Source organism: Nocardia sp. NPDC004340, assembly GCF_053602575.1.
The window spans coordinates 488,853-515,379 of record NZ_JBSGDW010000004.1 but is presented as its reverse complement, the minus strand read 5'-3'; the positions used below and the strand labels follow the sequence as shown (position 1 = coordinate 515,379).

The 26,527-nt window shown below is 65.9% G+C and carries 29 protein-coding genes and 4 tRNA genes; 18 read left to right on the top strand and 15 right to left on the bottom strand.

Annotated elements, in window-relative coordinates:
- The first annotated feature begins 108 nt into the window (after window positions 1-108).
- The 4 genes from ACWEOI_RS19055 to ACWEOI_RS19040 all read left to right on the top strand — a co-directional run bounded on the left by ACWEOI_RS19055 (window position 109) and on the right by ACWEOI_RS19040 (window position 2,421).
- Complete coding sequence (locus ACWEOI_RS19055; protein ID WP_452360417.1) at window positions 109-915, top strand: alpha/beta fold hydrolase; 807 nt, start codon at window positions 109-111, stop codon at window positions 913-915.
- Window positions 916-933: 18 nt separating this feature from the next.
- On the top strand, window positions 934-1,320 hold the full coding sequence (locus ACWEOI_RS19050; protein WP_452360416.1) for an SDR family NAD(P)-dependent oxidoreductase: 387 nt from the start codon (window positions 934-936) through the stop codon (window positions 1,318-1,320).
- Between the two features lie 13 nt (window positions 1,321-1,333).
- Window positions 1,334-1,408, top strand: a complete 75-nt coding sequence (locus ACWEOI_RS19045; RefSeq protein ID WP_452360657.1) for a hypothetical protein — start codon at window positions 1,334-1,336, stop codon at window positions 1,406-1,408.
- A 98-nt stretch (window positions 1,409-1,506) separates the two neighbouring features.
- Complete coding sequence (locus ACWEOI_RS19040; protein ID WP_452360656.1) at window positions 1,507-2,421, top strand: MBL fold metallo-hydrolase; 915 nt, start codon at window positions 1,507-1,509, stop codon at window positions 2,419-2,421.
- Between the two features lie 394 nt (window positions 2,422-2,815).
- Here ACWEOI_RS19040 and ACWEOI_RS19035 read toward each other — a convergent pair whose 3' ends face one another.
- The gene (locus ACWEOI_RS19035; protein WP_452360415.1) at window positions 2,816-3,244 is read right to left on the bottom strand and encodes a response regulator; all 429 of its coding nucleotides are present in this window, start codon (window positions 3,242-3,244) and stop codon (window positions 2,816-2,818) included.
- 753 nt (window positions 3,245-3,997) lie between these two features.
- On the opposite strand from ACWEOI_RS19035, the gene ACWEOI_RS19030 reads away from it, so the two are divergent.
- Window positions 3,998-4,981, top strand: coding sequence for a helix-turn-helix domain-containing protein (locus tag ACWEOI_RS19030; RefSeq protein ID WP_452360414.1), 984 nt, complete (start codon window positions 3,998-4,000; stop codon window positions 4,979-4,981).
- Window positions 4,982-5,113: 132 nt separating this feature from the next.
- Window positions 5,114-5,797, top strand: a complete 684-nt coding sequence (locus ACWEOI_RS19025) for an alpha/beta fold hydrolase (RefSeq protein WP_452360413.1) — start codon at window positions 5,114-5,116, stop codon at window positions 5,795-5,797.
- Between the two features lie 337 nt (window positions 5,798-6,134).
- On the opposite strand, the gene ACWEOI_RS19020 is transcribed toward ACWEOI_RS19025, so the two are convergent.
- The 5 genes from ACWEOI_RS19020 to ACWEOI_RS19000 all read right to left on the bottom strand — a co-directional run bounded on the left by ACWEOI_RS19020 (window position 6,135) and on the right by ACWEOI_RS19000 (window position 11,109).
- Window positions 6,135-7,373 carry a thiolase family protein gene (locus ACWEOI_RS19020; RefSeq protein WP_452360412.1) on the bottom strand — a complete coding sequence of 413 codons (1,239 nt, stop codon included), beginning with the start codon at window positions 7,371-7,373 and terminating at the stop codon, window positions 6,135-6,137.
- 131 nt (window positions 7,374-7,504) lie between these two features.
- Entirely contained in the window at window positions 7,505-8,170 is a 666-nt protein-coding gene (locus tag ACWEOI_RS19015; protein WP_452360411.1) for an isochorismatase family protein, read from the bottom strand.
- A gap of 62 nt (window positions 8,171-8,232) precedes the next feature.
- Window positions 8,233-9,057: an alpha/beta fold hydrolase gene (locus ACWEOI_RS19010; RefSeq protein WP_452360410.1), complete on the bottom strand. Its 825-nt coding sequence runs from the start codon at window positions 9,055-9,057 to the stop codon at window positions 8,233-8,235.
- A gap of 180 nt (window positions 9,058-9,237) precedes the next feature.
- Window positions 9,238-10,047, bottom strand: a complete 810-nt coding sequence (locus ACWEOI_RS19005) for a GlxA family transcriptional regulator (protein WP_452360409.1) — start codon at window positions 10,045-10,047, stop codon at window positions 9,238-9,240.
- A gap of 300 nt (window positions 10,048-10,347) precedes the next feature.
- Window positions 10,348-11,109, bottom strand: coding sequence for an SDR family NAD(P)-dependent oxidoreductase (locus ACWEOI_RS19000; RefSeq protein WP_452360408.1), 762 nt, complete (start codon window positions 11,107-11,109; stop codon window positions 10,348-10,350).
- Between the two features lie 152 nt (window positions 11,110-11,261).
- Here ACWEOI_RS19000 and ACWEOI_RS18995 point away from each other — a divergent pair, with 152 nt between their 5' ends.
- Window positions 11,262-11,837, top strand: a complete 576-nt coding sequence (locus ACWEOI_RS18995; RefSeq protein WP_452360407.1) for a TetR/AcrR family transcriptional regulator — start codon at window positions 11,262-11,264, stop codon at window positions 11,835-11,837.
- Between the two features lie 14 nt (window positions 11,838-11,851).
- Here ACWEOI_RS18995 and ACWEOI_RS18990 read toward each other — a convergent pair whose 3' ends face one another.
- Entirely contained in the window at window positions 11,852-12,298 is a 447-nt protein-coding gene (locus tag ACWEOI_RS18990) for a response regulator transcription factor (RefSeq protein WP_452360406.1), read from the bottom strand.
- Window positions 12,299-12,686: 388 nt separating this feature from the next.
- Between ACWEOI_RS18990 and ACWEOI_RS18985 the strand changes: the two genes are divergently transcribed.
- Together ACWEOI_RS18985 and ACWEOI_RS18980 are read left to right on the top strand one after the other, a co-directional pair.
- A complete protein-coding gene (locus ACWEOI_RS18985; RefSeq protein WP_452360405.1) occupies window positions 12,687-12,887 on the top strand; it encodes a three-helix bundle dimerization domain-containing protein in 201 nt (66 codons plus the stop codon).
- 12 nt (window positions 12,888-12,899) lie between these two features.
- Window positions 12,900-13,106: a hypothetical protein gene (locus tag ACWEOI_RS18980; RefSeq protein ID WP_452360404.1), complete on the top strand. Its 207-nt coding sequence runs from the start codon at window positions 12,900-12,902 to the stop codon at window positions 13,104-13,106.
- A gap of 996 nt (window positions 13,107-14,102) precedes the next feature.
- Here ACWEOI_RS18980 and ACWEOI_RS18975 read toward each other — a convergent pair.
- Window positions 14,103-14,345: an alpha/beta fold hydrolase gene (locus tag ACWEOI_RS18975; protein WP_452360403.1), complete on the bottom strand. Its 243-nt coding sequence runs from the start codon at window positions 14,343-14,345 to the stop codon at window positions 14,103-14,105.
- Between the two features lie 104 nt (window positions 14,346-14,449).
- On the opposite strand from ACWEOI_RS18975, the gene ACWEOI_RS18970 reads away from it, so the two are divergent.
- The 3 genes from ACWEOI_RS18970 (at window position 14,450) to ACWEOI_RS18960 (ending at window position 16,734) form a co-directional block, all read left to right on the top strand.
- Window positions 14,450-14,812: an alcohol dehydrogenase catalytic domain-containing protein gene (locus ACWEOI_RS18970; RefSeq protein WP_452360402.1), complete on the top strand. Its 363-nt coding sequence runs from the start codon at window positions 14,450-14,452 to the stop codon at window positions 14,810-14,812.
- The gene (locus ACWEOI_RS18965) at window positions 14,809-15,663 is read left to right on the top strand and encodes an alpha/beta fold hydrolase (protein WP_452360401.1); all 855 of its coding nucleotides are present in this window, start codon (window positions 14,809-14,811) and stop codon (window positions 15,661-15,663) included. Before ACWEOI_RS18970 ends, ACWEOI_RS18965 begins: the two co-directional genes overlap by 4 nt.
- 582 nt (window positions 15,664-16,245) lie before the next feature.
- Window positions 16,246-16,734 carry a hypothetical protein gene (locus ACWEOI_RS18960; RefSeq protein WP_452360400.1) on the top strand — a complete coding sequence of 163 codons (489 nt, stop codon included), beginning with the start codon at window positions 16,246-16,248 and terminating at the stop codon, window positions 16,732-16,734.
- Window positions 16,735-16,787: 53 nt separating this feature from the next.
- Here the strand turns inward: ACWEOI_RS18960 and ACWEOI_RS18955 are convergent.
- From ACWEOI_RS18955 to ACWEOI_RS18945, 3 genes are all read right to left on the bottom strand, one after another.
- Window positions 16,788-16,862: transfer RNA gene (locus ACWEOI_RS18955), tRNA-Val, on the bottom strand.
- Window positions 16,863-16,888: 26 nt separating this feature from the next.
- Window positions 16,889-16,959: transfer RNA gene (locus ACWEOI_RS18950), tRNA-Cys, on the bottom strand.
- Window positions 16,960-16,982: 23 nt separating this feature from the next.
- Window positions 16,983-17,055: transfer RNA gene (locus tag ACWEOI_RS18945), tRNA-Gly, on the bottom strand.
- A gap of 373 nt (window positions 17,056-17,428) precedes the next feature.
- On the opposite strand from ACWEOI_RS18945, the gene ACWEOI_RS18940 reads away from it, so the two are divergent.
- Window positions 17,429-17,500: transfer RNA gene (locus ACWEOI_RS18940), tRNA-Val, on the top strand.
- Window positions 17,501-17,521: 21 nt separating this feature from the next.
- Here the strand turns inward: ACWEOI_RS18940 and ACWEOI_RS18935 are convergent.
- The gene (locus ACWEOI_RS18935) at window positions 17,522-17,773 is read right to left on the bottom strand and encodes a glycerophosphodiester phosphodiesterase family protein (protein ID WP_452360399.1); all 252 of its coding nucleotides are present in this window, start codon (window positions 17,771-17,773) and stop codon (window positions 17,522-17,524) included.
- A 220-nt stretch (window positions 17,774-17,993) separates the two neighbouring features.
- Between ACWEOI_RS18935 and ACWEOI_RS18930 the strand changes: the two genes are divergently transcribed.
- Window positions 17,994-19,235, top strand: a complete 1,242-nt coding sequence (locus ACWEOI_RS18930) for a cytochrome P450 (RefSeq protein ID WP_433672584.1) — start codon at window positions 17,994-17,996, stop codon at window positions 19,233-19,235.
- A gap of 660 nt (window positions 19,236-19,895) precedes the next feature.
- Window positions 19,896-21,677, top strand: a complete 1,782-nt coding sequence (locus ACWEOI_RS18925) for an alpha/beta fold hydrolase (protein ID WP_379097247.1) — start codon at window positions 19,896-19,898, stop codon at window positions 21,675-21,677.
- Window positions 21,678-21,782: 105 nt separating this feature from the next.
- Here the strand turns inward: ACWEOI_RS18925 and ACWEOI_RS18920 are convergent, their stop codons facing one another.
- On the bottom strand, window positions 21,783-23,198 hold the full coding sequence (locus tag ACWEOI_RS18920; RefSeq protein ID WP_452360398.1) for an MFS transporter: 1,416 nt from the start codon (window positions 23,196-23,198) through the stop codon (window positions 21,783-21,785).
- 61 nt (window positions 23,199-23,259) lie between these two features.
- Here ACWEOI_RS18920 and ACWEOI_RS18915 point away from each other — a divergent pair, with 61 nt between their 5' ends.
- Complete coding sequence (locus tag ACWEOI_RS18915) at window positions 23,260-23,673, top strand: STAS domain-containing protein (RefSeq protein WP_452360397.1); 414 nt, start codon at window positions 23,260-23,262, stop codon at window positions 23,671-23,673.
- A 4-nt stretch (window positions 23,674-23,677) separates the two neighbouring features.
- On the opposite strand, the gene ACWEOI_RS18910 is transcribed toward ACWEOI_RS18915, so the two are convergent.
- Window positions 23,678-24,634, bottom strand: coding sequence for an RNA polymerase subunit sigma-70 (locus tag ACWEOI_RS18910; RefSeq protein WP_452360396.1), 957 nt, complete (start codon window positions 24,632-24,634; stop codon window positions 23,678-23,680).
- Window positions 24,635-25,097: 463 nt separating this feature from the next.
- On the opposite strand from ACWEOI_RS18910, the gene ACWEOI_RS18905 reads away from it, so the two are divergent.
- The gene (locus tag ACWEOI_RS18905) at window positions 25,098-25,385 is read left to right on the top strand and encodes a hypothetical protein (protein ID WP_379097259.1); all 288 of its coding nucleotides are present in this window, start codon (window positions 25,098-25,100) and stop codon (window positions 25,383-25,385) included.
- A gap of 94 nt (window positions 25,386-25,479) precedes the next feature.
- Window positions 25,480-25,986 (top strand): STM3941 family protein, encoded by a 507-nt coding sequence (locus ACWEOI_RS18900; RefSeq protein ID WP_452360395.1) that lies wholly within the window; start codon window positions 25,480-25,482, stop codon window positions 25,984-25,986.
- Here ACWEOI_RS18900 and ACWEOI_RS18895 read toward each other — a convergent pair.
- Window positions 25,974-26,435 carry a MarR family winged helix-turn-helix transcriptional regulator gene (locus tag ACWEOI_RS18895; RefSeq protein WP_357094050.1) on the bottom strand — a complete coding sequence of 154 codons (462 nt, stop codon included), beginning with the start codon at window positions 26,433-26,435 and terminating at the stop codon, window positions 25,974-25,976. The genes ACWEOI_RS18900 and ACWEOI_RS18895 overlap by 13 nt on opposite strands.
- Window positions 26,436-26,527 lie beyond the last annotated feature (92 nt).

The following is a 26,527-nucleotide window of genomic DNA, read 5'->3' as shown; positions in this document are numbered from 1 at the left end:
GATTCGCTCGTTGGATGCGCGGGCGAACGGCATTTCCTAGCGCTCGAAGTCTTCGATTCCGCGCGGCTCACCCGACTACGTCCCGCGCCCCTAGCGAAGGAGCACGCCATGAGCATCGTTCGATTCGTCCGAGCCGCACTGGTCACCGTTGCCCTCGTCGCCGCCCTGGCCGCAGCGCTGATCAGTCCCGCCGCCGCCCAGCCGACACCGACGATCGTCCTGGTGCATGGCGCCTTCGCTGACACCACCAGCTGGGACTCGGTTGCCGCTGAGCTACGCGGCCGCGGCTACACCGTGGTCGTCCCCGACAACCCGCTGCGCGGACCCAGCTACGACGCGGCCGCGATCGAGAAAACACTCGCCGGCATCAGCGACCCCGTCGTGCTCGTCGGCCACTCCTACGGCGGCGCGGTCATCACCAACACCCACAACTCGAACGTGAAGGCTCTCGTCTACATCGCCGCTTTCGCCCCGGCCCAGGGCGAACCCGTCCAGCTGGCGTTGGACCCGATCCGCTTCCCCGGCAGCCAGCTGCTACCGCCCGTCCTGCAGTTCGAGACCGTCGATGACGCCCACGCGATCGGAGGCACGAACCTCGACGGCTACATCGCCGCCGACGCCTTCCACCGGGTGTTCGCACCCGATGTCAGCGATGCGACTGCCGCGACCATGCTGGCCCACCAGCACTCGATCGCGCTGTGGGCCAACCTCGAACCGTCCGGACCGACGTCCTGGTCGAACACCCCGAGCTGGTCGCTGATCCCCACCGGCGACAACATCATCCCGCCTGCCTCGCAACGCTTCATGACCGACCGCATCGGGGCGCACACCACAGAGATCGCCGCCTCACACGCCGTGCTGGTGTCCCAGCCCGGCGTGGTCGCCGACGTCATCACCGCCGCAGCGGGCAGCTGACCCCCCGGAGACCGACCCATGGACCTGAAGTTGAGCGGTACCGCAGCCGTGGTCACCGGCGCGAGCAAGGGCATCGGCCTCGCGATCACCGAGGCGCTCGTCGGCGAAGGCGCCCATGTGGTCGCGGGAGCTCGCAGCCGCACCAATGAGATCGCTGCCCTCGAGTCCGCGGGCACTGTCACCTTCGTGGCGGTGGACCCGTCCACCCCAGAGCGGCCACGGTCGCTCATCGAGGCTGCGACCGCTCGGGGAGTCATCGATGTGCTGGTCAACAACGCAGGCGCTGTCACGCCCCGCCCGGACGGGTTCGCCAGCGTCACCGACGACGACTGGCTGGTGTCTCTGACGCTGAACCGCCGCAGTCACCGAGACCGGCCGCTTCACTACCCCGCAGGAGGTCGCTGACCTCGTCGCCTTCCTGGCCTCCCCACGGGCTGGGAACATCACTGGCGCCGACTTCGTGATCGACGGCGGCCTGATCAAAACGCTCTGACCGGATGGAGTTCACCGTGGCCCTCCCGGCCCGGGAGTGCCGTGCTCACCGATCGTCCGTGGCTGTCGAGCCGCATATCACCAATCGAGGAGGCAATCATGAGCTTGGACAACACCCCTCATTCCAGGACGCAGGGGCTCGACGAGTTGGTTCCGTCGCGCTACGCCCTGAAGATCGGCGATATCGACGTGCTTGTGATCAGCGACGGAGTGTTGCCGATCGCAGCAAAAACGATCGCCTACAACGCCGACTCGGCCGATCTGGCGGCTTGGCTGGACGGCATGTTCCTGCCGCCGGACGTGCTCGAGTGGCCACTGAACGTCGTCGTGGTGCGAAGCGGAGACCGGACCGTGCTCATCGACGCAGGTCTAGGCCTGGAGTTCCCAGACTTCCAGCAGGCCGGACGGTTGGCCACGCGACTCGAGGCCGCCGGGATCGACGCCGCATCCGTGACCGACGTGGTGCTCACCCACATGCACATGGACCACATCGGGGGGCTGCTCGGCAACGGGCTGGGGCACGCGCTACGTCCAGATCTGCGGGTCCACGTCGCAGCCGCCGAGGCCGAGTTCTGGGAGTCACCCGACTTCTCCCACACCTCCATGCCGGCAGGCGTACCGGACGCACTTCGTTCGGCTGCCACCCGGTTCCTGGAGGAGTACCGCGGCCGGCTGCGGCCGTTCGAGACGGAGCACGAGGTGGCGCCAGGGGTGATGGCTTCCCGCACGGGTGGGCACACCCCCGGGCACAGCGTGGTCCGCCTCGCGTCCGGTGGCGACCGGCTCACGTTCGCAGGCGACGCCGTGTTCCAGGTCGCGTTCGACCGCCCCGACTGGTTCAACGGATTCGAACACGATCCTGAGGAGGCTGCCCGCGTTCGCGTCAATCTGTTGCAGGAGCTGGCTTCGACCCGCGAAGCGCTGGTGGCCACACACCTGCCGTTCCCGTCCGTCTGCCACGTCGCGGTCTCCGGCAACGCCTTCCGTTGCGTGCCGGCAGTGTGGGACTACTGAATGCGCGGCCCCGCGCAGAACATCAGCCCCAGTTCCCGTGCGGATAGGACCACGGCGATATGCGTTCCCGGTCCAACCTTGGTTCGTCAAAGTGAGTGGCCTCGCCCTGATACCGCACCTTCAGGGGGCGGGAACCGTGCGTCGCACCGCGATCGATGAATCTGGAAGGAACAACGACGTTCCCTCCGCAGGCGCTGAATCGGACGTGGATTTAGCGTTGTGGCGGGGCGGCTCGAGGGGTGCCCACCCTCGGCCGCGCGGGCCTCACATCGATGGCGCCAGGATGCCGCTGGCCCCCTTCTGGCGGCTCACCAATCGCGTGTGGTCAGTGGCCGAGATGACGCCCAGCGGCGGGTTGGCCCGACGCAGGGCGCCCTTTGCGGGCTGGCGGTGTTCAGGCTGCCTGCGGTGCCATGAGGTGGACGCGGATGTGGGCGAGCAGTTCACCGGTTCTCAGCGGTTTTGGCAGGTAGTCACAGGCGCCGGCCGCATAGGCGTCACCAATCGCATCGGGATCGCTATCGAGGGAGACCGCGATGACCGGAATCAGCGAACGACGTCGCAGCAGTCGACACAAGTTCGCACCCGGCAAGTCCGGTAGGTCCAGGTCGAGTAGCACCAAGTCTGGATTCCATCGCAGCGCGAGGTCCAAAGCGCGCTGCGCGGTGTTGGCAGAAATCACTTCATGACCGGCGTTGGCCAGCACGAGTACCTCGATCTCTGCCATCGCCGGGTTGCTCTCGACGACAAGAACCTTAGCGGGCTGGATCGTGGCGATCGGGGGCGGCGTGGATTCTGTTGCAGAGTGCGCGAATTGGCTCATGATGGATCCTTCGTGGACGGGTCCCCCTGGCGGTCGAATCCGCACCATCGAGAAGCGGGATGGAAGCAGCTCCGTGTTTCGCAATATCGGCACTGCGATCGACGTGCTGTGACACTCTGACAATCCGCAATCTCTCAGCAATGCATTTCCGAACAGTTTCCACAGCGCTCACATGAGCAGATCTATTCCGTGGTATCCATCACCGGCGGTGCACTACGCCGCTGTGGGACATTCGGCACTGGTGCCACAGTCGCCGGGCACTAGCCGCGAACGACGCCGGTGGCCTGGATCCCTCGGCGGACGCATGCGCACTCGAATAGCGTTGTAGCCCAACAATTCTTGCGGACACGAAATCGCCGGTGAACGGCGCCGATCTCCGCAGGTGGTGGCATGGCGAGTTCGGGGTGATGCCTTGGTGGTTGGCCGTGATGGCCCCCATGACCTCGGCACCGGACCGCTCGCGATCGCCGAATGGACCTACAAGTCGCGCCTGCAAACCTGGCACGACGGCCAGGCCATCGCAGCCCTAGCCGACGGACACTGATCAACAATCAACCACACCGCCCTGTAGCGAACTCAGCGCGGAACCCGGTCCAGGGCACCGTTCTCCCCTCACCGTGGTGCATCCCGTAATGCCGAGTTGGGGGCATGAGATTGATCGCATGGTTGATGACGAGGTCCGGTGAGGGCGTCATGGATTTGTCACTCCTAATCCCGACATCATCCCTACGGCGGCGGGGAGGATGGGAAGCTGTGCCCGATATCGTCGCATCGACCGATGAGGTCAAACCTCCTGAGCGGGAGGACTATTGGCACCATGTGCTGGGTGACACCTTCGCGCCGGTGAACCTCGAAGACTGGGATCGCTCCCCAGACCCAGTGGCGCGGATGGCAGGAACGGTCCGCGGGCGATTGCTGTTTGCCGAACTGACCGCCAGCCCGCACATCCATCGGCGGACAACCCGCTGCATTCAGCAGTCGGACACGGCGTTCTTCCAGATCGCGGTCCTCACCGACGGAGCGGCATCGCTGGAGCAGGATGGGCGCGTCGCCGAGCTCGCGCCGGGCGATTTCGTCGTCTACGAGAACTCACGGCCGTTCACCTGGACGTTCACTCGCCCGTGGTCGGTGTCGGTGTTGTCCGTGCCATCGGAGGCGGTAGCGCTCAGCGATCGTGAGCGCCGCACCGTCAGCGGGCGCGTACTGTCGGGCCAACGCGGACTGTCCGGAGTGGTCGGCAGATTCGTGCTCGACCTCATCCGTCACGGTGAGGACGTGGCGGAGGCTCAGTCCGAGGAGATCCTGGCTCGCACCACCGATCTGGCGATATGCCTGCTCGCCGAACCCGACCAGGCACGGCATGCTGATGCCGTGCAGCGGAGTCTGCTGACACGCATCAAGGCCTACATCGAGGCGCACCTGTGTGATCCAGTGCTGACCCCAACTGAAATTGCTGCGGCGGTGAACATTTCGACTCGCTACCTACACAAGCTGTTCCAGGCGGAAAACGAATCGGTAGCGCTGTACATCCGCCGTCGCCGCTTGGCGCGGGTGCGTGAAGAACTGCTTGACCACCGGTTGACTCATCTGAGCATCGCAAAACTGGCACACCGCAGCGGATTCGGCGATATCAGCGGGTTCAACCGAGCCTTCCGCGCAACGTACGGAATCAACCCCGGCGAGATGCGGCGTAGCCAGCCCGAACCAGGCTCGCTACCGGCGCACCAACACCGTTGACGCGATAGTGATGCGCTGTCGTCCGTATCGAGTGCACGCTCGTCCACGTCAACACAGTCTGCGGTCACCGACGATGTGACCGGCAGTTCCGGGTGAGCGAATCCCGCCACCCTGCCAATGAGGGAGGTTGCCATGAGCAAACCGACAATCGTCCTGGTCCACGGCGGATTCGTCGACGGGGCCGGATGGCGCAACGTCTACGACGAACTCACTCGCGACGGCTTCGTGGTGCGCGTGGTCCAGAACGCGACCAAATCTCTCGCCGACGACGCCGCGGCCACCCGCCTCATCCTCGACGGCGTGGACGGCGACGCGGTCTTGGTCGGACATTCCTACGGCGGCGCGGTCATCACCGAGGCCGGCACCCACGACAAGGTCAGCGCGCTGGTCTATATCACCGCCTTCGCCCCCGACAAGGACGAATCGGTCAACAGCCTCATCGCCACCTTCCCGCAGGACGGTCCGCAGCCGCCGATCCTGCCGCCGGTCGAGGGCTACCTGTTCCTCGACCGTGCCAAGTTCCATGCTTCCTTCGCCGGCGACCTGCCCGACCAGGCCGCTGCGTTTCTGGCCGATTCCCAGGTCCCTTGGGGTGTGGAGGCGCTCGGCGGGGCCATCAATGAGGCCGCGTGGAGGTCCAAGCCCAGCTGGTACCTGCACGTCACCGAGGACAAGATGATCCCGCCTGCCGCACAGCTGTCCATGGCCGAACGTATCGGCGCCACCATTGCCGAAACCCCCGGCAGCCACGCCATCTACGTCTCCCGACCCGAGGTCGTCGCCAACCTCATCCGCACCACCGCTGACGCGGTCTAACCGCACACCGCACAGGTGGCCTGCCCGCCGACCACGCAGGCAGGCCACTCGTCGACTTCATGGGCAACCCATCAACTCGAGATGCCGGGAGCACAACGCACTACAGTGCCGCTGATGGCGCTGATCGAACTGACCGGCGTTGGGGCATCGGACGATCAACCGGCTGTGCCGATCCGAGGCCGACTGAACGTCTGCAACAACTGATGACTGTAGTGACATTGCGTCGAGGCGACAACGGCCGAGTGGCGTCGTCTTCGACAACGCCACCGGCTACGTTCATCGAGGTCTTCTCCTGACCTCCCGGGAACCCCGTACGCCGTTTCTTCGGTGAGATTTCTTAGGCTGCGGACGGGTTTTCGAGGACGATCGCGACTCCTTGACCGGAGCCGATGCATACTCCGATCGCGCCGTAGCGCGCATTGCGTTCCCTCAGTTCGGTGGCCAAGGTCAGGACGTAGCGGGCGCCGGTAGCGCCGAACGGATGACCGATTGCCACCGCGCCACCGTTCGGTGTCAGCTTCTCGTCGGGGATGACGAAACCGTCGAGCTGGTTGGGCAGTTCACGCAGCACGCCCAGGGCTTGGGCGCTGAATGCCTCATGCACTTCCCACACGTCGATCTGCTCGGGTGCGAGGCCCGCACGCTGGATCGCCAGAGGCAGAGCCCACGCCGGAGCCAACCCCATATAAAGCGGATCGATCCCATACACCGCGGACGACACCACCCGCGCCAGCGGTTCGACGCCGAGTTCGGCAGCTCGTTCACCCGAGGCCAGCACCAGTGCGCTCGCTCCGTCGGTCAGGGGAGTCGAGTTCCCCGCGGTCATCTGCGTCGTCCCCGGCTGCGGGGGCAGGGCCGCCAGCCTCTCGGCGGTGGTGTCGTCGCGGATAAACTCGTCGTGCTCGAACAGGCGGGCGGGAGTCTTCCTCGTCGCGCCGATCTCGACCGGCATAATCTCCTTGGCCAGCCGCCCGGAATCCCTGGCCGCCTTGGCATTTCGCTGCGTCCGCAGCGCGAACGCGTCGATCTCCTCTCGGGTCAACCCGTAGCGATCGGCGACATTCTGCGCTGTCTCGATCATCCCGATGTAAGCATTGCGCGCCAGCAGCGCCGGATTGGCGGGACCGCCCGCACCCGCCCACATGGTGTCGAGCAGGACAACCGGGCCACGGGGGCCGAACGGGCTGTCGCCCTTCATGAAGGCCCATCCCGACCGCGACATCGACTCAACGCCACAGGCGATCCCGACGCCCAGATCCCCCGCTCTGATCGCGTGCGCGACATTGACGGTTGCACTCAGGGACGACCCACAGAACCGGTTGATCGTCGCCCCGGCCACCGTGTCGGGGAATCCCGCCGCCAGCGCCGCCCACCGCGCGACATCACCCATACCTTCGTGGGCCGGATTGACGCAGCCCGCGACAATGTCCTCGATCTGATCGAGACCCACGCCGACGCGCTCGCACGCACCCTTCATCGTCATCCCCAGCAGGTCGTCGGCCCGAAGGTGCGACAGCGAACCCCCGTACCGAGCGAATGGGGTCCGAACACCACCGAGCACAAACGCTTCCGCCATCACGATCTCCTTCGACAGTGTTCTCAGGGTCTCAACGAGCGAGCCGTCGCCGACGCTTCCGATCTTGCCTCGATTCCGAGGAAATCCGCCACACCAGCGCCGACCGACGGCCCGAACTAGTAGACAGTGAGCTATCCGACCGCCCGATGCAGTGGATTCTCCCTGTTGGTTCCGACGACCCGTTTGCGTCGGAAGTAGTCGTTGATGATCACTCGATACAGGTCCGAATCGGAGCGTGCCCAGTTGCGCATCAGCTCGCAACCCAGGGCCAGCGAAGTGATCGGCTGGGCACCCGCCTGCACCATGCGAGTGATCGCCACGTCGTGCGTCACTGCCGACACGCCGCCGACAGCGTCGACGACGGGGTAGATCTCATAGCCTTCGCGCAGCATGTCGAGTGTCGGAAACGCAAGGCACACCTCGGTCCACAGTCCGGCCATGATGATCTTTCGCCGGCCGGTGGCCTCGACCGCCGCCCGGAAATCGGCGTCCTCCCAAGCGTTGACCCCAGTACGGTCGATCTCCGTGGTACCGGGGAGTTCGTCGAGTAGCGCGGGGTTGGTCGGCTCGTTGACGCCCATGTCCACCGCGACGGTCGTCACGACTGTCGGAATCGCGTAGGCGTGTGCGAGTTTGGCGAGGGTCACCGCACCCAGGTCGATCTCCTCGGCTGTGGCTGATCCGACCGTGGCGTACTGGCCGGGTTGGAAGTCGATGAGGACGATCGCGCAGTTCTGGGGTGTGAGCAGGTGATCTGCCCTCAGGTCGCGGACGGGCTCGGGGCGTGTTTTCGGCATGGGTCCTCGTCGATGATTCGGTAAGTCATTACCTGCCTCGGGATTCGAGGCGGAGTCGTTGCTCAGGAGCGAATGAATGCGAGCAGGTCGGCGTTGATCGTCGTGGCCTCGGTGGTCGGCATGCCATGCGGGAAACCCGGATAGGTTTTCAGCGTGCTGTTGGGCAACAGTTCGGCCGAGCGGACGCCGGTGTTCTCGATGGGGACCACCTGGTCGTCTTCCCCGTGCATGACGAGGGTGGGGATGGTGATCTTCGCAAGGTCATCGGTGAAGTCGGTCTGGGAGAAGGCGACTACGCCGTCGTAGTGCGCCTTGGCGCCGCCGGCCATGCCCTGCCGCCACCAGTTGGCGATCACACCTTCGGAGGGGTTCGCTCCGGGCCGGTTGTAGCCATAGAACGGTCCTTCGGCGAACGAGCGGAAGAAGTCGGACCGTCGGGTGGCGACCTGCTCCTGAATGCCGTCGAAGACCGACTTGTCGAGACCGCCCGGATTGTCCGCGGTCTGCACCATGATCGGCGGAACCGCGCTGATCAGAACGGCTTTGGCCGCCCGATCCTGTCCGTGCCGGGTGAGGTACCGCACGACCTCCCCGCCGCCGGTGGAATGACCGACATGAACCGCGTCGGACAAATCGAGATGGTTGACCACGGTGGCCAGGTCATCGGCGTAGTGGTCCATATCGTGTCCCTCGGAAACCTGAGCGGAACGGCCATGGCCACGCCGGTCATGAGCGACCACCCGGAAACCGTGGGACACAAAGAACATCAGCTGTGCGTCCCAGTCGTCCGAGGACAGGGGCCAGCCGTGACTGAAAACGATGGGCTGTCCGCTGCCCCAGTCCTTGTAATAGATGTCGACGCCGTCCGGCGTGGTGATGACAGGCATACGGGACTCCTCGTGATTGCGTGCTCAATGCAGCCCAAGGTCCTCGTTGAGACAACTGGAACTGGCTGGGCAACAACGCTTCGGAATGATCGGCGCGGATCAGTCTGCGTGATGCCGGAAGAGCCGCGCCCCGCTCAACGCGCCACGAATACCTCATTTTCGGCCATGGATTCGCCGGAATCAGGACACCACACGTTCCGGTTCAGCGGGTACCAGTGCGGGCACGGACCCAGTAGTACGGAACCGCTGCTGGTACTTGCGCGGTGAGACACCCAGCCGTGCAATGAAGGCCCGGCGCAGCGCCTCACTGTTGCCGTACCCGGCCGCGACGGCGGCCTCGGTCACCGAGTGTCCGGCGTGCAACAGGTCGCGTGCGGTGCAGAAGCGAACGAACCCAACGTATTCCGTGGGCGAGCGTTCCAACTCGATGCGGAACAGCCGCGTCAGGTGGCGGGGACTGACCTGTGCGTGCGCGGCCAAGGTCTGCACCGTGTGTGGATGTGCGGGATCTGCGCAGATCAGATCCACGACACGCCGGACCAGGGCACTGCGCGGCGCCGGTCCGTTCAGCGACGCCGAGAACTGTGACTGCCCGCCCGCCCGCTGCATGTAGACCACCAGGGACTGCGCTACCCGGCGCGCCACGTCGGGCCCGTGATCCTCCTCCACCAGCGCCAACGCCAAGTCGACGCCCGCCACTACTCCGGCTGAGCTGTACAAGTTTCCGTCGCGTACGAATATGGCGTCGGGCTGGACCGCGACCTCCGGGTACCGGCACGCGAGCTCCCGGGTGAACTTCCAATGCGTGGTCGCCCGGCGTCCGTTCAGCAGTCCGAGTTCGGCCACGACGAATGCGCCACTGCAGATCGAGGCGAACCGCCGGGTACGTGACGAGAGCGAACGGGCCGCCGCCAACACCTCGGCCGTGACGAACCGGCCGGGCGGCAATTCGCTGCCCGGGATCACCGGCGCCATGGAGGAGGCGGTCACCGAGCGACTCCGCTGCGTGGCCCCGGCGGCGGACCACGATGCGATTCCCGTACTCAGCGCCCACATCATCCGGGTCTCGCAAGGGCTGATCCAGCTCAGCCGTCTCCATTCCCCCATCGGCCGTCTGCACGAGATCGCCGAGGTCTCTGTGGCGACCTTGCCCATGACCTGGACCGGGCACGTCGACGCAGATCACTGCGTTCATCGACGACCGGCAGATTCCGCAGGCTGTACTCATCCCCGTTGAGGGTGCGTGGAAGGTCGTGGCCAACTTCTTCGGTGGCCTTGCGGCGGAACGCTTCACACTTGGGCCATGCCACCGTCGACGAACAACTCGACACCGGTGATGAAGCTCGACGCCTCGCTGGACAGGAACACCGCGGCCTTCCCGATCTCGCGGGGATCGGCGATGCGACCGGTCGGATTGCCTTCGCCCATCTGCCGCACAGCCTCGGCTACCTGGCCCGGTGTGCGCACCATTCCCAATGCGCCGCGCAGGGATTCGGTGTCGACGGCGCCCGGGCTGAGGACGTTCATTCGAATGCCCGAGCCCTTCACATCTTGAATCCAGGCTCGGACGAAGCAGCGGATCGCCGCCTTGGCCCCGCCGTACATGCTCATCCCGGTGGGCGGCTCGATGGAAGCGGTCGAGGCGATGACGACCACGGCCCCACCGTCGGGTAGCAACCGAAGTGCTGGTTGCACCGTGAACAACACGCCTTTGGCGTTGACGTCGAAGGTCCGATCGAACTGTTCCTCGGTGATCTCGCCGAGCACGGCGTGCGCGCCGATGCCGGCGTTCGCGACGACGATGTCGAGTCGCCCGTGTCGTGACTCGATCTCGCGGTATACGGCCTCCATATCAGCCGAACGCGTGACGTTGGCGACGATGCCGGTGCAGTCGCCGCCGATCCTTTTCACCGCGTCGTCGAGTGCCTGTTGTTCCAGGTCGGTAATGACCACCGTGGCACCTTCATCGATGAATTCCTGGGCTATGCCCAAGCCGACCCCGGAGGCGCCGCCGGTGATGACGGCGACTTTTCCATCGAGCGCAAGATTCATGGTGTTCTCCTCAGGTATCGGCACAGCGGGTTCACGAGGCGCGGGCCGGAAGGCGATCGAATGGGCGATACCATGAAGTGGAGGCGTCGCCACTTATGACTCTAAGTGGAGGCACCTCCACTTAGCAAGAGGTCGATCGAAGGAAGCCGTCCATGACCCGAGCCGAGGGCCGTCCACTCAGGGCTGATGCCCAGCGCAATCGCGACAAGATCCTCTCCGCAGCGGTACGAGTCTTCGCCGAGGATGGTCTCGACGCCCATCTCGAACGGATCGCGAAGGAGGCCGGGGTCGGTTCCGGGACGCTCTACCGGAACTTCCCGACCCGCGAGGTGCTGATCGAGGCCGCCTACCGCAACGAGCTGTCCAAACTGTGCGACGCAGCTCCGCAATTGCTCGCGTCGATGCCCCCGGAGCGGGCGCTGCGCGAGTGGATGGGCCGCTTCATCGATTACGCGACCGCCAAACTCGGCATGGCCGACGCCCTGCGCGCCCTGGTGGAATCCGGCGCCGATCCCTACGCCCGCAGCAAGGAGATGATGCTCGACGCACTGACCGCCCTGCTCGAGACCGCGGTACGGACGGGCGCCGTCCGGCCCGACATCAGCGCGCCCGACATGTTCGCCGCACTCACCGGAATCGCCCTGGCCTCCGGCAAGCCTGAGCAGCGCGAGCAGGCCGAACGGCTGCTGGATTTGACGCTGGATGGATTACGTCGTCCGCCACGCTGAACGGGTTTGGTCGTCTAGGCGGCCGAATGGCCTCGAATCGCCTGCGGTGCCGCGAGATGGACTCGGATGCGGTTGAGCAGTTCATCGCTTCGCAGCGGTTTGGGCAGATAGTCGCAGGCACCGGCCGCGTAGGCGTCACCGATGGCATCGGGATCGCCATCGAGGGAGGTCGCGATGATCGGAATCGGCGATCGCTTCCGCAGCTGCCGGCACAGGTACGCGGCCGGCCGGTCCGGCAGAGCCAGCTCGAGCAGTACCAAGTCCGGATTCCATCGCTGCGCGACGGTCATGGCGCGCTGTGCACTGCTGGCCGAAATCGCCTCATAGCCGGCGTTCGCCAGCACCAGTACCGCAATCTCCGCCATCGCCGGGTTGCTCTCGACGACAAGGACCTTGCTGGGCTGAACCGCAGTGATTGGCGGCGACGTGAATTCTGTTGCAGAATAGGGTAATTGACTCATGGTGGGTCCTACGCTGACGGGTCCCCGACCGTCGAATCCGCAGCGTCGTGGAGCTGAATGGAAATCGGCGCTCCACTGGAAATGGCAGCGTCGCGATCGACGTTCTTCGACGATATGTCAATCAGCAATCTCTCGGCAATGAATTTGTCGACAGTTTTCATGGCGTTCACATACCCGCGCTTCATGCGCTGACGGCCACTACCGGTGATACGCAGACCGTGGGCGCGAAATCATGTCGATCACGCAGCCGCCTCACATAAGGGCTTGCCATCGAATTGCTTTGCACACGTACGGCATAGGCGCTGCCGGATAGCGCCGATCGTGGCATACTGCCCCAATCGAATTCACGGCGGTTGACCGTGCGCGGGGGTGCGGGCGACCATGAACTATGGCAGCAAATGATGAGGATCAGCAGATCAAAGAACTCGTCGGGCGGCTTACCGACAAGTTTCCCGGAGTCGGCGCGGGGGTCGTCGCCGAGATCGTTGCCGACGTACATCGCGGTTTCGAGGGGCGGCCGGTGCGTGACTTCGTGCCGCTGCTCGTCGAGCGGATGGCGACACGGAAGCTGGACTCTGCGGCCCGCTGATCAGGGGCTCAGGTGAGTGAGGCGGATCCAGAGGAGGCGCAGGCGCGGGTGTTCCTCGCCGAGCTCGAACATCATATGGGCTCTCTGATGCGGCGGCGCGGCCAATGGCGCAGCGGAGAACCGAATCAAGCGATCGAGGCCGAACTCGAGCAGATTCGACGACAGATCCGCACCATCCACCGCTGGTTTCCACTCCTGAATCCGGTGCAGCCCAGCTGATTCGGTGCGCCCTTCGCGCCGCGGCCTATCGAAGACGTGGTCAGTGACGTCGTGGGCCAGGCAGGTGAGTAGTGCTCAGCAGGACTCACTGGGCTGCCCCGGCCGCGGGCTTGTTGAGGACGGTGCCTGCAACGACGATTGGCCGACAGTGGAAGAAGCTCAGAATTTCGCCGCCCAAGCTGTTCGTACTGGCTGAATTCGCCCATTGCCTCCAGCGCGGAGTCGGCGAGCGCGGCCGCCGTGGTTCACAGGCTCTCGACCGCGAGCCCGTCGGAGTTGAGTCGCCGGGCGGTATCTGGAAGGGCTAGTACTTCGGGCCATCATCGTGGAGCCCAATCGCGGCGGCGATGTCTGACGTTTGTTTCGGAGGTCTGAACAGTTGGCGAACCCCAGGTTGACAAACCATGGTTGAATGATTGCCCCTGGGTGACGCCCGCCGATGTGTGCACCCCCTGCCGATACGAGAACAATGTCCGAGGACCCCGAACTCGCCCAAGCGCGAAGCTTTCTTCGTGAGCTCACTCAGCACGCGCAATCGCTGGTCCGGCGCCGTGAATCTCTCCCGATCGGAGCTGGGACCGCACGGCACGACGATGAACTTGCCGCTGTTCGCCGTCAGATCGAACAGCTGCACCGGCGGTTTCCCGGCATGCAGGCCGTACCGGCGTCCCCGCGAGCGTGACGCCTTCTCGGGGATCCATGCGACCAGCTGTCGGCGCCGACCACCAAGCGCTCAACCTGGTCAGGGCTTAGCCCGGGCGCCGGGGAGGCTCGGGGTACCCGCCCGCGGCCGCTCTTGGACACGCTGATGATGAGCGAGCAGCCGTTGTCGCCGTGGGTGCCGCCGGATCCACTTCCCAACGGCATCATCTCCAATCGGCTTGATACCGAACATGATTGCCGAGAAGCAGCCCTGAACACAGCGCCAGATGCGAACGAAATCTGTCGGCTCCACCCCTGGGTGCGGCCGACGGCCCGTCATCGCTGACCGCGGAGTCAGACGGCTTCGGCTGCGTTGCAGATGATGGCAGTGACCACTTCGGGGCGGGAAACATAAATGGCATGGCTGCCTGGTGTTTCGGCCACCGTCGCGCCGATCCGTTCGGCCATGGACGCCTGTGCCGCGGGCGGGATCATCTTGTCCTCGGTGACGTGCAGGTACCAGCTGGGCTTGTTGCGCCAGACAGGTTCGGTCCTGAGGAATTCACCTGTCACGGGGCTCGTCGTGCCGATAGCCATCAGTTAACGGTACGGCGGCCTAATATGACATGCAATCACCCGTTGCGCTCTCGTCCCACCACAGCGAAAGCGAGGCACACGTGATGCAGATGCGAGCAGCCCGCATGTACGGATACCAGCAGCCGCTTCGGATCGAAGAAGTTCCGGTGCCCGAGCCCGGGCCGGGCGAAAGTCTTCTGAAGGTCGCAGCGGCCGGCATGTGCCGAAGCGACTACCCACTCCTCGACGGCTATTTCAAGGGCCCGTTCCTCGTGGAATTCCCCTACATCCCCGGCCACGAGATCACCTGCCGGGTAGCAGAACTGGGCAGCGCCGTACCGAAAACGGTGGGCTACAGCGAAGGCAACGAGCAGCTGTGCAGCGGCAACGGCCGATGGGTAGGCTTCGGCCCTCCAGGCGGCTTCGCCGTGTACACGGCCGTGGAATACCGCTATGCGATCCCGGCTTCATCGGACGTCGCGAAATGAGCACCGTCCGTTACTCGACCGCCGACGTCGATGGCTTCCGCATCTTCTACCGCGAGGCCGGCTCGTCCGGAAAGCCCAAGCTGCTTCTGCTGCACGGCTTTCCGACCTCCAGCCACATGTTCCGGGACCTGATTCCGCACCTCGCCGACGACTTCCACATCGTGGCACCCGACCTGCCCGGATTCGGTCGCTCCGACATGCCCGACCACGACCGGTTCAACTACACCTTCGACCACATCGCACAGGTCATCGACCGCTTCACCGAGATCGTCGGATTCGACCGCTACGCGATCTACGTCTTCGACTACGGCGCCCCCACCGGATTCCGGCTCGCCGTTGAACACCCCGAGCGAATCACCGCCATCGTGTCGCAGAACGGCAATGCCTACATCGAAGGCCTCAGCGACGGGTGGAACCCCATCCGGACGTACTGGGAATCCCCGACATCAGCGAACCGCGACGCGCTACGGACGCTCCTGACCCCAGAAACCACCCACTGGCAATACACCCACGGCGTCGCCGACGAATCCGCGGTCTCACCCGACGGCATTGCCCTCGACAATCACTACCTGGCTCGTGCAGGTGCGCATGAGGTCCAGTTGGATCTGTTCCTGGACTACCGCACCAACGTCGCCCGCTACCCGGAATTCCAGGAGTACTTCCGCCGCTACACTCCCCGGCTTCTCGCCGTGTGGGGCAGAAACGATCCCTTCTTCCTGCCAGCCGGCGCCGAGGCCTTCCAACGCGATATCCCCGACGCCCAGGTCCGCTTCTTCGACACCGGGCACTTCGCGCTCGAGACCCACGCCGGCGAGATCGCCGAAGCGATCAGGACGTTCGTCGCCGAATGACCGAACTGCGGGTCCTGGTAGTCCCGGCCATTCGATCGGCGGTGAATGGCCCTGCCCTCGAACACGTTCCGCTCGCCACCTGGGCGCCTGCAGACCCAGCGTTCCGATATCCTTCTCCGCGAATTCTCCGCGCCCCAGTGGATGCGTCCAAGCCTTCCACTCGCCTGTCAGCGGGTCAGGCTGCCTGGACTGTCCTCAGCTGGCGTTGGGCATCAGTGGTGGCAACGTTGCGATGGCAGACCGTAGCGAGGTGACGATCGGGTCATTGGCGATGAAGCTGGTTCTTCCTCGCTGGGGTCAGTTGGTTCCGGCTCCGCAGGCAGGGCGTTGGTAGGTGGGCTGAGTTGCTGATGCGGGCGGGGCCGCGCGGGCGGGGCCGGCGGGGCAGGAAAGTAGTCGGCCGGACTTGGTGGTGATGGCGGGGCGGCGTGGTGCTCAGCCCCGGTTGCCCATCCCCGGGCACCGCCAGACCGGGCTGCCCCGTCGAGAGCGCGGCGCGCGCCCAGGGAATCCACGCTCTCGCGGGTCTCCCACCTCGTTGACACGTACGTGTCAACGACTCACGGAAGGACTTCGGAGATCATGACTGACTCCGACACCATCACCGGACTACTCGTGACCGCATTGGAGAATGTGTGGGCGGTAATCCGATCCCGCCATCCTGATGTGCCCGAGGTTGTCCTGACCGTGGGAGCAGGTTCGACCGGCGGCAGCGACCTCACCCTTGGCGAGGAACTCGGGCTGGCGCTGGCCTATCACCCGCAACTCGGATGGTCGGTCACGACCGTGCCGGACTTGACCCAGCAGCAGTACAGCGAGGTGCTGGACGAACTAGCCTTCGCGCTCGTGGCCTACCGCCGGCGGGAACCGAATCGGCGCGGCGGCCGTACGTCTAGCAACAACGGCCTGTCCGCAGCGTGCACGTGTGGCCGCAAGATTCGGGTATCCCGAACGACTCTCGCTGCTGGACCGATCTACTGCGGTACCTGTGGGGGTGAGTTCGTGACTGAGGGCGAACCCGAGGGTCTGAACTCAGTTCAGATTGAGTTCACGGACCTCAGTTCACGTTGAGTTCAGGACAGCAGAAAGGCCCGGCGGAAACCGGGCCTGATCTGGTCAAACGTTGGTGCGCGATACTGGGATTGAACCAGTGACCTCTTCCGTGTCAGGGAAGCGCTCTCCCGCTGAGCTAATCGCGCGGGTCTTTATGCTCTTCAAAAAGAAGAGGCGGCGACGGGAATCGAACCCGTGTGCACGGCTTTGCAGGCCGTTGCCTCACCACTCGGCCACACCGCCAAGCAGGCCGTGTTGGCCCCTCGAGCGGATGACGGGATTCGAACCCGCGACCCTCACCTTGGCAAGGTGATGCGCTACCAGCTGCGCTACATCCGCATTTCGTCCCGGGCGCCTCTCGGCTGTCCCGCTGACGAGAGAGAACATTAGCCGACTATCTGCGCAGGTAACAAATCGCCTGGTAGATGGGGGTAAATATGAACTACAGGCATGTGGTTTCGCCGGTCGGCCCACGGACTCGGCGACCGGACGGACACGGATCGCCCATATCCCACCCCGTCTCGGCGACGCCCTCATGTCGCCCCGGCAACACCCCGGTGAAACCTCACCCGCCCCACCGCCCCCGATAACCTCAGTTTTACGCCGTTGTGCACGCGATTTGGTGTGACGGCAGCCGGGTGTGTAATCTTCATTCTCGTTCGAGCGGCACCGCAAACGCCGCTCCGAACAGTCGCCTCGGCGACAAGACCCCGGTTCTATAGCTCAGCGGGAGAGCACTCGCTTCACACGCGAGGGGTCGCTGGTTCGATCCCAGCTAGAACCACAACAAACGCAGGTCAGCGCCCTAAAAGGTGCTGGCCTGCTCTTTTTTGTGCCAGATATCAACCCTCGAAACGGGGTCCGTGCTGTCGTGGGTGACGACCTCGCGGCCGTCCTTGGTGATCGCGATATCCATCTCGAGGGTCGACACCCCGAGCTCGAGTGCCCGCGTGAACGCCGGGAGCGTGTTCTCGACCGTCAACCCGCGCCCGCCGCGATGGGCCTGCAGGTCGAAAGCAGCGGGTGGGTCCGCCGCGGCACCGCCGGGGAGGAACACCGTCCGTGGTGGCCAAGGTCAATTGGAGTAGAGGCCTACGCGCTCGCGCCCGCTGACCCGGACGTCAACGAGAACGATGACCTGGCCCCACCGACCGCCGAAGCGGGCGATAGCCGTGCACGCGGGTGGCACACGTCGGTAGGGTGACCGTTCCGCGTCCGTCCGGGATGTGCGGTTTACGGCGGCGGGGGAGTGTTGTGCACCGCGTGAAGTGAGTTCGATGTCAGAGTCTGTGCCGTTCGTCCGTACCGGGGATGCCGGGCCGGCCGATCCGGGCGGTACCCGGGTACCCATGTACACCCCGGAATTCGCCGCCGACCCGCATCGCGCGTATCGCGAGATGCGGGAGAAGTACGGGTCGCTGGTTCCGGTCGACCTCGCGCCGGGCGTATCGGCCACCCTGGTGGTCGGATATCGCACGGCGGTAAGAATTCTCAACGATCCCGAGCGATTTCCCGCCGATCCGCGGGTGTGGCAGGCCGGGGTGCCCTCCGACTGCCCGGTACTGCCCATGATGCAGTGGCGGCCGAGTTCCCTGCGCACCACCGGGATCGAACATATGCGGTACCGGCAGGCCAATGCCGCCGCCCTGGCCGGAGTCGACCGATACGGGCTGCAGAGCGTCGTCGAACAGGTCTCGGTCTCGCTGATCAATTCGTTCTGCGCCTCGGGTTCGGCGGATCTGGTGCGCGACTACGCTTTTCCGCTCGCCTTCCAAGTGCTCAACCACCTGCTCGGCTGTCCGGTCGACCTCGCCGGGCAGGCGGCGCAGGGCTTTCGCGCGATCTTCGAGGGCATCGGCGCCGAACAGGGCAACATGCTGTTGGCCGACGCCCTGCACCAGCTGACGTTGCGCAAACGAACCCATCCCGCCAACGACGTCACCACCCGCATGCTCCACCACTCCGCCGAACTGACCGATATCGAGATGGTGCACCAACTGGTCACCCTCTACGGCGCGGGCATCGAACCGCAACAGAATCTGATCGTCAACACCCTGCTCCTGCTCCTGGTGGACGACCGGTTCGCCGGCAGTGCCCTGGGCGGCAGCCTCTCCACCCGCGACGCCCTCGACGAAGTGCTCTTCGACGACCCGCCGATGGCGAACTTCTGCATCAGCTACCCGCCCCGCTCCGTCCTCATCGACGACTGCTGGCTGCCCGCCCACCAACCCGTCGTCATCAGCATGGCGGCCTGCAACACCGACCCCGAGATCCGCAGCGGCCAATCGACCGGCAACAGATCCCACCTGGCCTGGAGCATCGGCCCCCACGCCTGCCCTGCGAGCTCCCTCGCCTACCTGATCGCCCAGGAAGCCGTAGACCAACTCCTCGACGCCCTCCCCGAAATCCGCCTGGCCCTCCCCGCCCCCCAATTATCCTGGCGCCCAGGCCCATTTCACCGAGCCCTCGCCTCCCTCCCCGTCACCTTCACCCCCGCCCCACCCCTCCCCGAAACCTGACCACGCCCGGCCGCGTCGATTCGGCACAACGGGAGGGCGACACGCTTTCGACAGATGAATCCGTGGGTCAAGCCCTTGCTCGTGTGCTGAGTGTTCCGACCGGCTTGATCCGTAACTGCGGTCCGTGGGCCGTGGGATGGTTCGGGTTGATCATGGTTAGGACCACCGAGAAGAGCAGGCCACACCTCGAGGTGTGGCCTGCTCTTTTGTGTCCGGGGGCAGGATCGGCGCCAGGTACCGTTCGGCGGTGCTTGGTCGCGATGCTGGAACCACGGACAGCAGATGGCCCGGGAGCAAGCGGTGATCGCCATGGGCATGCTCGGCGACGAATCCGTCCCCGCTATCACGCCTCTGCCGCGGGAGCCGATCGCAGGAATGTGCGAACGCGCAGCCGCGGCGCTCGGCTCGATCGGCGGCGATTGCTTTGTTTGGATGTCCCGACTGGTCATCGCGACCAGTCGGTTGAATCCAGTCCATTGTTCGCCGAGGATGCTCGGTGAAATGTGTTCTGCGAGAGCGTGAGTCGCGGTATGTTTCGCCGGTTCGCCACGCGCTCGTATGGTTCGCTCCTACGATGAATCAGTGCCAGATGCGTTTCCTGGCACAGGTTTTCACCATTTTCATCATGTACGACATGAGTGGAATCGGGGTGTGTCGATAGTGACCGAACCTGTCCAGAACGTAACCAATGAAACCCTGGAAAGTATTGCGGCCAATGGCATGTGGGCCGATGGTCTGACCTTCACGCCGGAGGTGGTGCAGGTCGCGCGGGCGCTGCTGGCGGCGGTGCGCGGGGTCGCGCCGGCCGGGGTGCTGCCGCCGGAGTTGCAGGAGGTGGTGGATACCGTCCGGGGTGGCGCCGGGGTGGAGATCACGCAGATTCCCGGGGCCGACGGGGTGCTGTTGTCGGCGTTGACCGTGAAGCTGAACGGGGACGAGCCGCGTCCGGTGGTGGTGGTGCCGGCGGGGTGGAGTCCGCTGGGCTGGCTGCCGTTCGTGTGGACCTATCTGACATTGGCCGTGGCGGGTTATCACGTGCTGGCCTACACGCCGCGCGGTCTCGGCACGCCGGGTGAGGTCACCACGTCGCAGGGGTTCATCGACGTCGCCGGTGAGAAGGACCGGGCCGACGGCCACCGCGTGCTGGACTACGCGCGGGAACTGTTCGGGCCCGGTCCCGTCGGCATGCTCGGCGAGTCCTACGGTTCGGGGCTGAGCCAGTTGATCGCGGCCACCGACCCGGGGGAGCGGGTGTCGGCGGTCGTCGCACTGAGCACCTGGGGCAACCTGGCCACGTCGCTGTACGACAACGGAACCCGGCACCTGGCCGCGATGCAACTGCTGGTCGATTTCACCGGTGGCACACGCGAGGAGAAGTTCGACCCGGACACCCTCCGGATCCTCGACCTTTTCGAGCGGGGCGAGAACATGGACGAGGTCGTGGCCTGGGGGCTGGACCGCTCGCCGGAAACCTTCGTCGAGCTGACCAACTCTCGCGGCATCGCCACGTTCATGTCGAACACCTGGCACGAGACCCTCTTTCCGGTCAACGAAGTGCTCGACACGTTCAACCGGTTGACCGTGCCGAAGCGACTCAACGTGTGGATCGGCAATCACGGCGCACCCGAAGCCGCCGGACTGGTCGGAATCCCATTGGGATTCCCCTTCCCCGGCCTGCTCACGCCGATGCGAGAAGCGCGTGACTGGTTGGACATTCACCTGCGGGGCATCGACCGCGGCCCATCCGAACCGGTCAGCGATCAGATCATGTTCACCTACCGCACCCAGCCGATCGCCGGTGGCGCGCAACGGATCACCGAACCCGCGCCACGGGAAGCCAAGCTCGACTGGAGCGAGGTCAGCACCGAAACCGAACGCTGGTACCTCGGTAACGGCGGCGCGGACGGCACCCTCGTGCCGAAGCCGGAAACCGGGTGGACGCGCAGCTTCACCGTCGGCGACAAGGACTCCGCGGCCACCTCGGCCACCGCGGTCGCCGAGTTCCTGAAGACCGGGCAGCGGGAGTGCTACGGCAATCCGCAGCTCTATCAGGTCGGGGACTTCGAGCGGGACCGCCTGCTGATCTGGCAGTCCGAAGCGCTGACGGGTGGTCGCCGCGTGCGCGGCATCCCGGCCCTGCGCCTGTCGGTGGGCAGCACGGCCTCGGCGGCCACCCTGGTGGCCTACCTGTTCGATGTGGCCCCCGACGACACGGCCCGGATCATCACCCACGAGCCCTGCACGGTGCTCGAGCTGGGTCCGGGGGAGCAGCGCGTCGTCCGCTGGCGCCTGCAAGGCGCCTGCTACGACATCCCGGACGGGCACCGCCTCGCACTGGTCGTCAACGGCTACGACAAGCTCTACTCCTACAGCCCGCCCGGCACCACCACCATCACCTCACCTGAGTACTCCGAGTCCTACCTGGACCTCGAACTCGGCTGAGCAGTCCCGCCTCTCGCGCGTCCGGTGTGGATCGACGATCCTCGATCCACACCGGACACAGCTCTACTTCTTGCCGGATGCCGCGCCGGACCATCAGCCCGAGAATTAGAGCGCCTCCACCACGACGGGCGCGGTTGTGCGAGCAGAGCGTTCGGCGCGGCGCACCACGGCGACCGCCGTCACGACCGCGGCGACGCTGAACCCGGCCGCCACCAGCGACCCGCGCTGGAATCCCGCCGTCACTGCCGCGGCCGGGCCGGTCGACACGCTGTGGCCCACCGCGATCGCCACTGCCGCCACGATGGCGATACCGAGCGACCCGCCGATTTCGCGCGCCGTCTCCACCATGCCGCCCGCCAAACCGCTGACCTTCTCCGGGATTCCGATGAACGCGGCGACCTGGAGCGAGGTCTGGGACAGCCCGATGCCGATTCCGACGGCGACGAAGCCGGGGAACAGATCCGGCCAGTACGCGGCATGCGCAGGTATCCGGGCGAGCCACAGCAGCCCGGCCGCCGCGATCCCCTGCGCCAGCGCCAGCGACCATCCCGCACCGAGTCGAGTGAGCGCGACGGGTGCGATGCCCGCCGCGGCCACCACGGCGGTCACCGCGATCGCGAGATAGGCGAGCCCGGTGCGCAGGGCCGAGTATCCGAGCGCCTGCTGCATGAGCAGCGACGCCTGGAAGATGGTGGCGAAGAAGGCGGCGAACACCAGTGCCGCAACGAGATTCGCGGCATTCAAGGTCGGACGCCGGAACATCGACAGCGGCACCAGCGGCGACGCGGATCGAGATTCGATGGCGGCGAACGCGGCCAGCAGCGCGCACCCGGCGATCAGGAAGCCCAGCGTCGTGGCCGAGGTCCAGCCGTGATCCACGCTCTTGTTGATGGCGTACACGAACGCGGTGAGCCCGGCGGTCACCGTGACCGCCCCGGCGATGTCGAACGGTCCCCGGTGGATCTGCCGGTCGGCGGGAACATATCTCGGGATCAGCGCGACCATGCCGGCCACGATCGGAACATTGATGAAGAAGATCCACTGCCAGCCCGGCCCCGCGGTGAGCGCGCCGCTCAGCACCACCCCGACCGAGGCGGCACTGCCGCCGGCGGCGCCGAACACGCCGAGCGCCTTGTTTCGGGAGGCCCCTTCGGGGAAGGTCGCGACGACCACCGCCAGGGCGGCCGGAGCGGCGAGTGCCGCGCCCACGCCCTGTACCGCGCGTGAGGCGACCAGCGGGGCGAACGATCCGGACAGCCCGGCGGTGAGCGAGGCGCCCGCGAACAGTGCCAGACCCGTCTGCAGGATCCGGCGGCGGCCCAGCAGGTCACCGGCGCGACCGCCGAGCAGGAGCAGGCCGCCGAGCAGCAGCCCGTAGGTGATGACCACCCATTGCAGATCACCGGCGGCCAGGCCGAGATCGGATTGGATGGACGGCAGCGCGACATTCACGATCGCGATATCGAGGGTGACGATGAATTGGGCGCCGCACATCAATGCGAGGATCGCTCCCGGCTTCATGGTGGTAGGCGGCCGCATCGGTGGTGCGGATTGCCCTACTGGGGAATGTGTTTCGTTGACCATGCTCCTGACAACCGGCCGGGCGCCGGAAACTCGTCGCGGCAGTGCGCTCGGGCCGCGACGAGTTTCCGAGGCCGTGACGGTGGTGCACGGTATGTACTTCGAACAGGCATCGCCGTCCGGTGGCGGCATCGTGGTGCTGGCCGGCGAGCCCGATGCGGGCCGCACCGCCGCGTGGTGTGCCCGCGTCAGCGCCCTGCGCGCCGACGGGCACCGCGCGATTCTGTGTGATGTGCGCGCACTTTCGGGTTGCGCGTCGGCGGTGGTGCAGGCGCTGGCACGAATCGCCCTGACGACCAGGCGCTCCGGATGCCGGTGCGTGCTCGTGGGTGCGGATGATCGCCTGCTGATCCTGCTCGACCTGGCGGGACTGAGCGAGGTGTTCGACACCGCCGCGCCCGACTGCGGTGGGTGAACCATCAGTCCAGCTGGTGCGGTAGCCCGAAGGCCCCGAACAGTTCCGGTTGCAGGAAGGTGTGCAACCGCGCGATCTGACCGCCCGAGTATTCCAGCACCTGAATGGCGAAGGCGGTCATCCGCCCGTCGGTCTCCCGGTACAGTGCGGCGGCGGGACACCCGTTGGCCTGGATCGGAATCAATCGCTTGCGACGGCATCCGATATCGGATCCGATCAGCCAGCGGCGGAACGATTCCCGGCCGAACAGCCAGAACGCGACCGGCGGCATGTCGACGATCGCGTCGTCGCGCAGCAGCGACACGATACCGGCGATGTCGAATCGCTCGAAGGCGGCGACATAGCGTTCGAGTAGACCGGTGTCGATCGGATCGAGCGGCCGCGCGCCGCCGGCTCGCTGTGCCTGCGCCAGTGCCGCCCGGGCCCGGCGCAGCATGCTGTTGACGGCGTCGACGCTGAGATCCAGCAGTTCGGCCACCTCGGCGGCCCGCCAGCACAGTACGTCCCGCAGGATCAGGACGGCGCGCTGGCGCGGCAGCAGATACTGCAGGGCGGCGACGAAAGCGAGCCGGACCGACTCGTTCGACACGGCCTGCTCGGACGGATCGACGGTCGGGCTGCTCGGGAACGGCTGCACCCAGGTCGACTCCGGCAGCGGGGCGCCCAGCTCGCCGCGCGGGTCGGCCGCGGCGACCAGATCCATCGGCAGCGCCCGCCGCCGCCGGTCGGCGCTCGCGTCGATGCAGACGTTGGTGGCGATGCGGTAGGTCCACGGCCGCAGGCCCGCCGGATCGTTGAGCCGGGCCGCGGACCGCCACGCTCGCATCATCGTCTCCTGCACCGCGTCCTCGGCCTCCAGCACCGAGCCGAGCATGCGATAGCAGTAGGCGAGCAGGGCCGGTCGCAGCTCGGCCAGCGCATGCTCGACCGCGGGCGCGGCGAGGTCAGACGTCTGGTTCATGCGATTCTCCTCGCGGTCCGGGTGCCCGCGTCCTCGCACGGAACACCTTCGACTGATATGACCGCGCCGACCGCCGAAATTCGTCGCGGTTCCGAGAATGCATCTGTGAGGGCGGACGGACGCGTCGGACGGATTGCTCAGCGCCGCGGGCGTCGGCCTGCTCGACGCGGTCCTCGTTGTCGGCGAGGTTCCGCAGGCGTCGCATCTCCTGGACGCCGGGCCATTCTGCGCTGCCCGTGGTGACGAACATGGTGATGATCCGGTCCAGGAGACTCACAAGTCACCACCTGCGGCGAGCCGGTCGGATCGAATGGAAGCGTCGCGCGTCGGGACGACGTGACGGCAGGACGGTTCGAAGAGCGCATAGTCCAGCCTGTCGCCCTTAGAAATGTGGTCGTTTCACCCGTTGTCTCGACGACTACTGTTGCGGCTCTCTGGTTTTCGCAACGAAAGATGGATCTGTATGACGCACGTTCTGGTGAAATCGGCCGTGGCGGTGGGCTTCTCCGGTGGTCTCCTGCTCTCGGGGCCGGGAGCGGCTGCCGCGGACGTGCCGACCGGCGCGCCCATCGCCGACGCGGGATCGGCCACGCTCGCGCAGACCGGGTTCGGCACCGGCTCGGCGGGACTGGATCTGGCGACGGCGATGCTGCTCTGCAAGCTGACCGGTGGTGACTACCGGCTCTCGATCGGCATGTTGACCGGGCCCAGCGGCTGCCTCGGCGGGCTGCTCGGGATTCCGAAGCTCTAGCCGCGACCCGGCGTGGGATGCGCTCGGTTTCTCCCGGCGGTGCGGGTGACGCATACTGACGCCGTAGCGGTGAGGGCTAGTCAGGTGGAGTGTGGTGACTGAATCCGACGGGCGGGGCGGAAAGCTGGAGACGACAACGGTTTACAAGTCGTCGATACTGCGCACGCTGCTGCTGGCGGCGGGGGCGGGGTTCTTCGTCCTGGTGGGGTGCGTGCTCATGCTGACCACCGAGGCGAGTTCGATGGTGGTGGGCGCGATGGCGTTCGCCTTTTTCGGCTCCTGCTGGGTGCTGCTGGTGCTGCAATTGCCGCGGCGCAAGCCGGAGCTGGTCATCACCGATCGGGGCTTCACGCATCGCCGGCTGGGGTCGGTCGACTGGGCCGACGTCGACCGTGTGCAGGTGTCGAGCATCGGCGGGCAGCCGTTCGTCGATGTGGCGCTGCGGGATCCGGCGGCGTTCCTGGCTCGCTCCTCGCCGCTGATCCGCGTGCTCGGGCGGCTGAATCAGGGCCTCGGCTTCAGTCCGGCGGTGTTCTCCACGCAGACGATGCCGGCCTCACCGGACGAGGTCGTCGCGGCCATGCGCCATCACCGCGGGTAGGGATCCATATCGCGCAGCCGTTCCCGGTGCACGCGCTGCAGTTCGCCGACCCGGCCCAGGAATCCCGCGATCAGTTCGAGCTCGTCGAGGTCGTACCAGTTCAGCATCATCTTGAAGCTCTCCTCCGCGAGCGGGCGGATGAGCTCGCGCACGCGGCGCGCGGTCAGATCGGTGGCCACCACGATCACGCGGCGGCGATCGGTGGGGTGCAGTGAGCGCGTGACATAGCCCTGCTTCTCGAGCCGGTTGAGCAGGACGGTGGCGCCCGCGGCGGTCAGGCCGAGCCGTTCGGCAAGCATGCCCGGTGTCGTCGACCGTCCGCCGACGAGGACGATTTCCAGTGCGCGCCGGTCGGTCTCGTTCACCCCCAGCAGGCGGAGCAGTTCACGCGCCAGATCCTCGACCGTTCCGTGGTAGAGCTCCAGGGCTTTTCGGAGCTCCACTGCCATCCGAGCGGGTTCGGTGGACAATGCAGGGACCCCATCCGATGGGCGGAACCTGAACCGGGCTGGCGGAAACAGCCCGGTCCAGGCATTTTCAC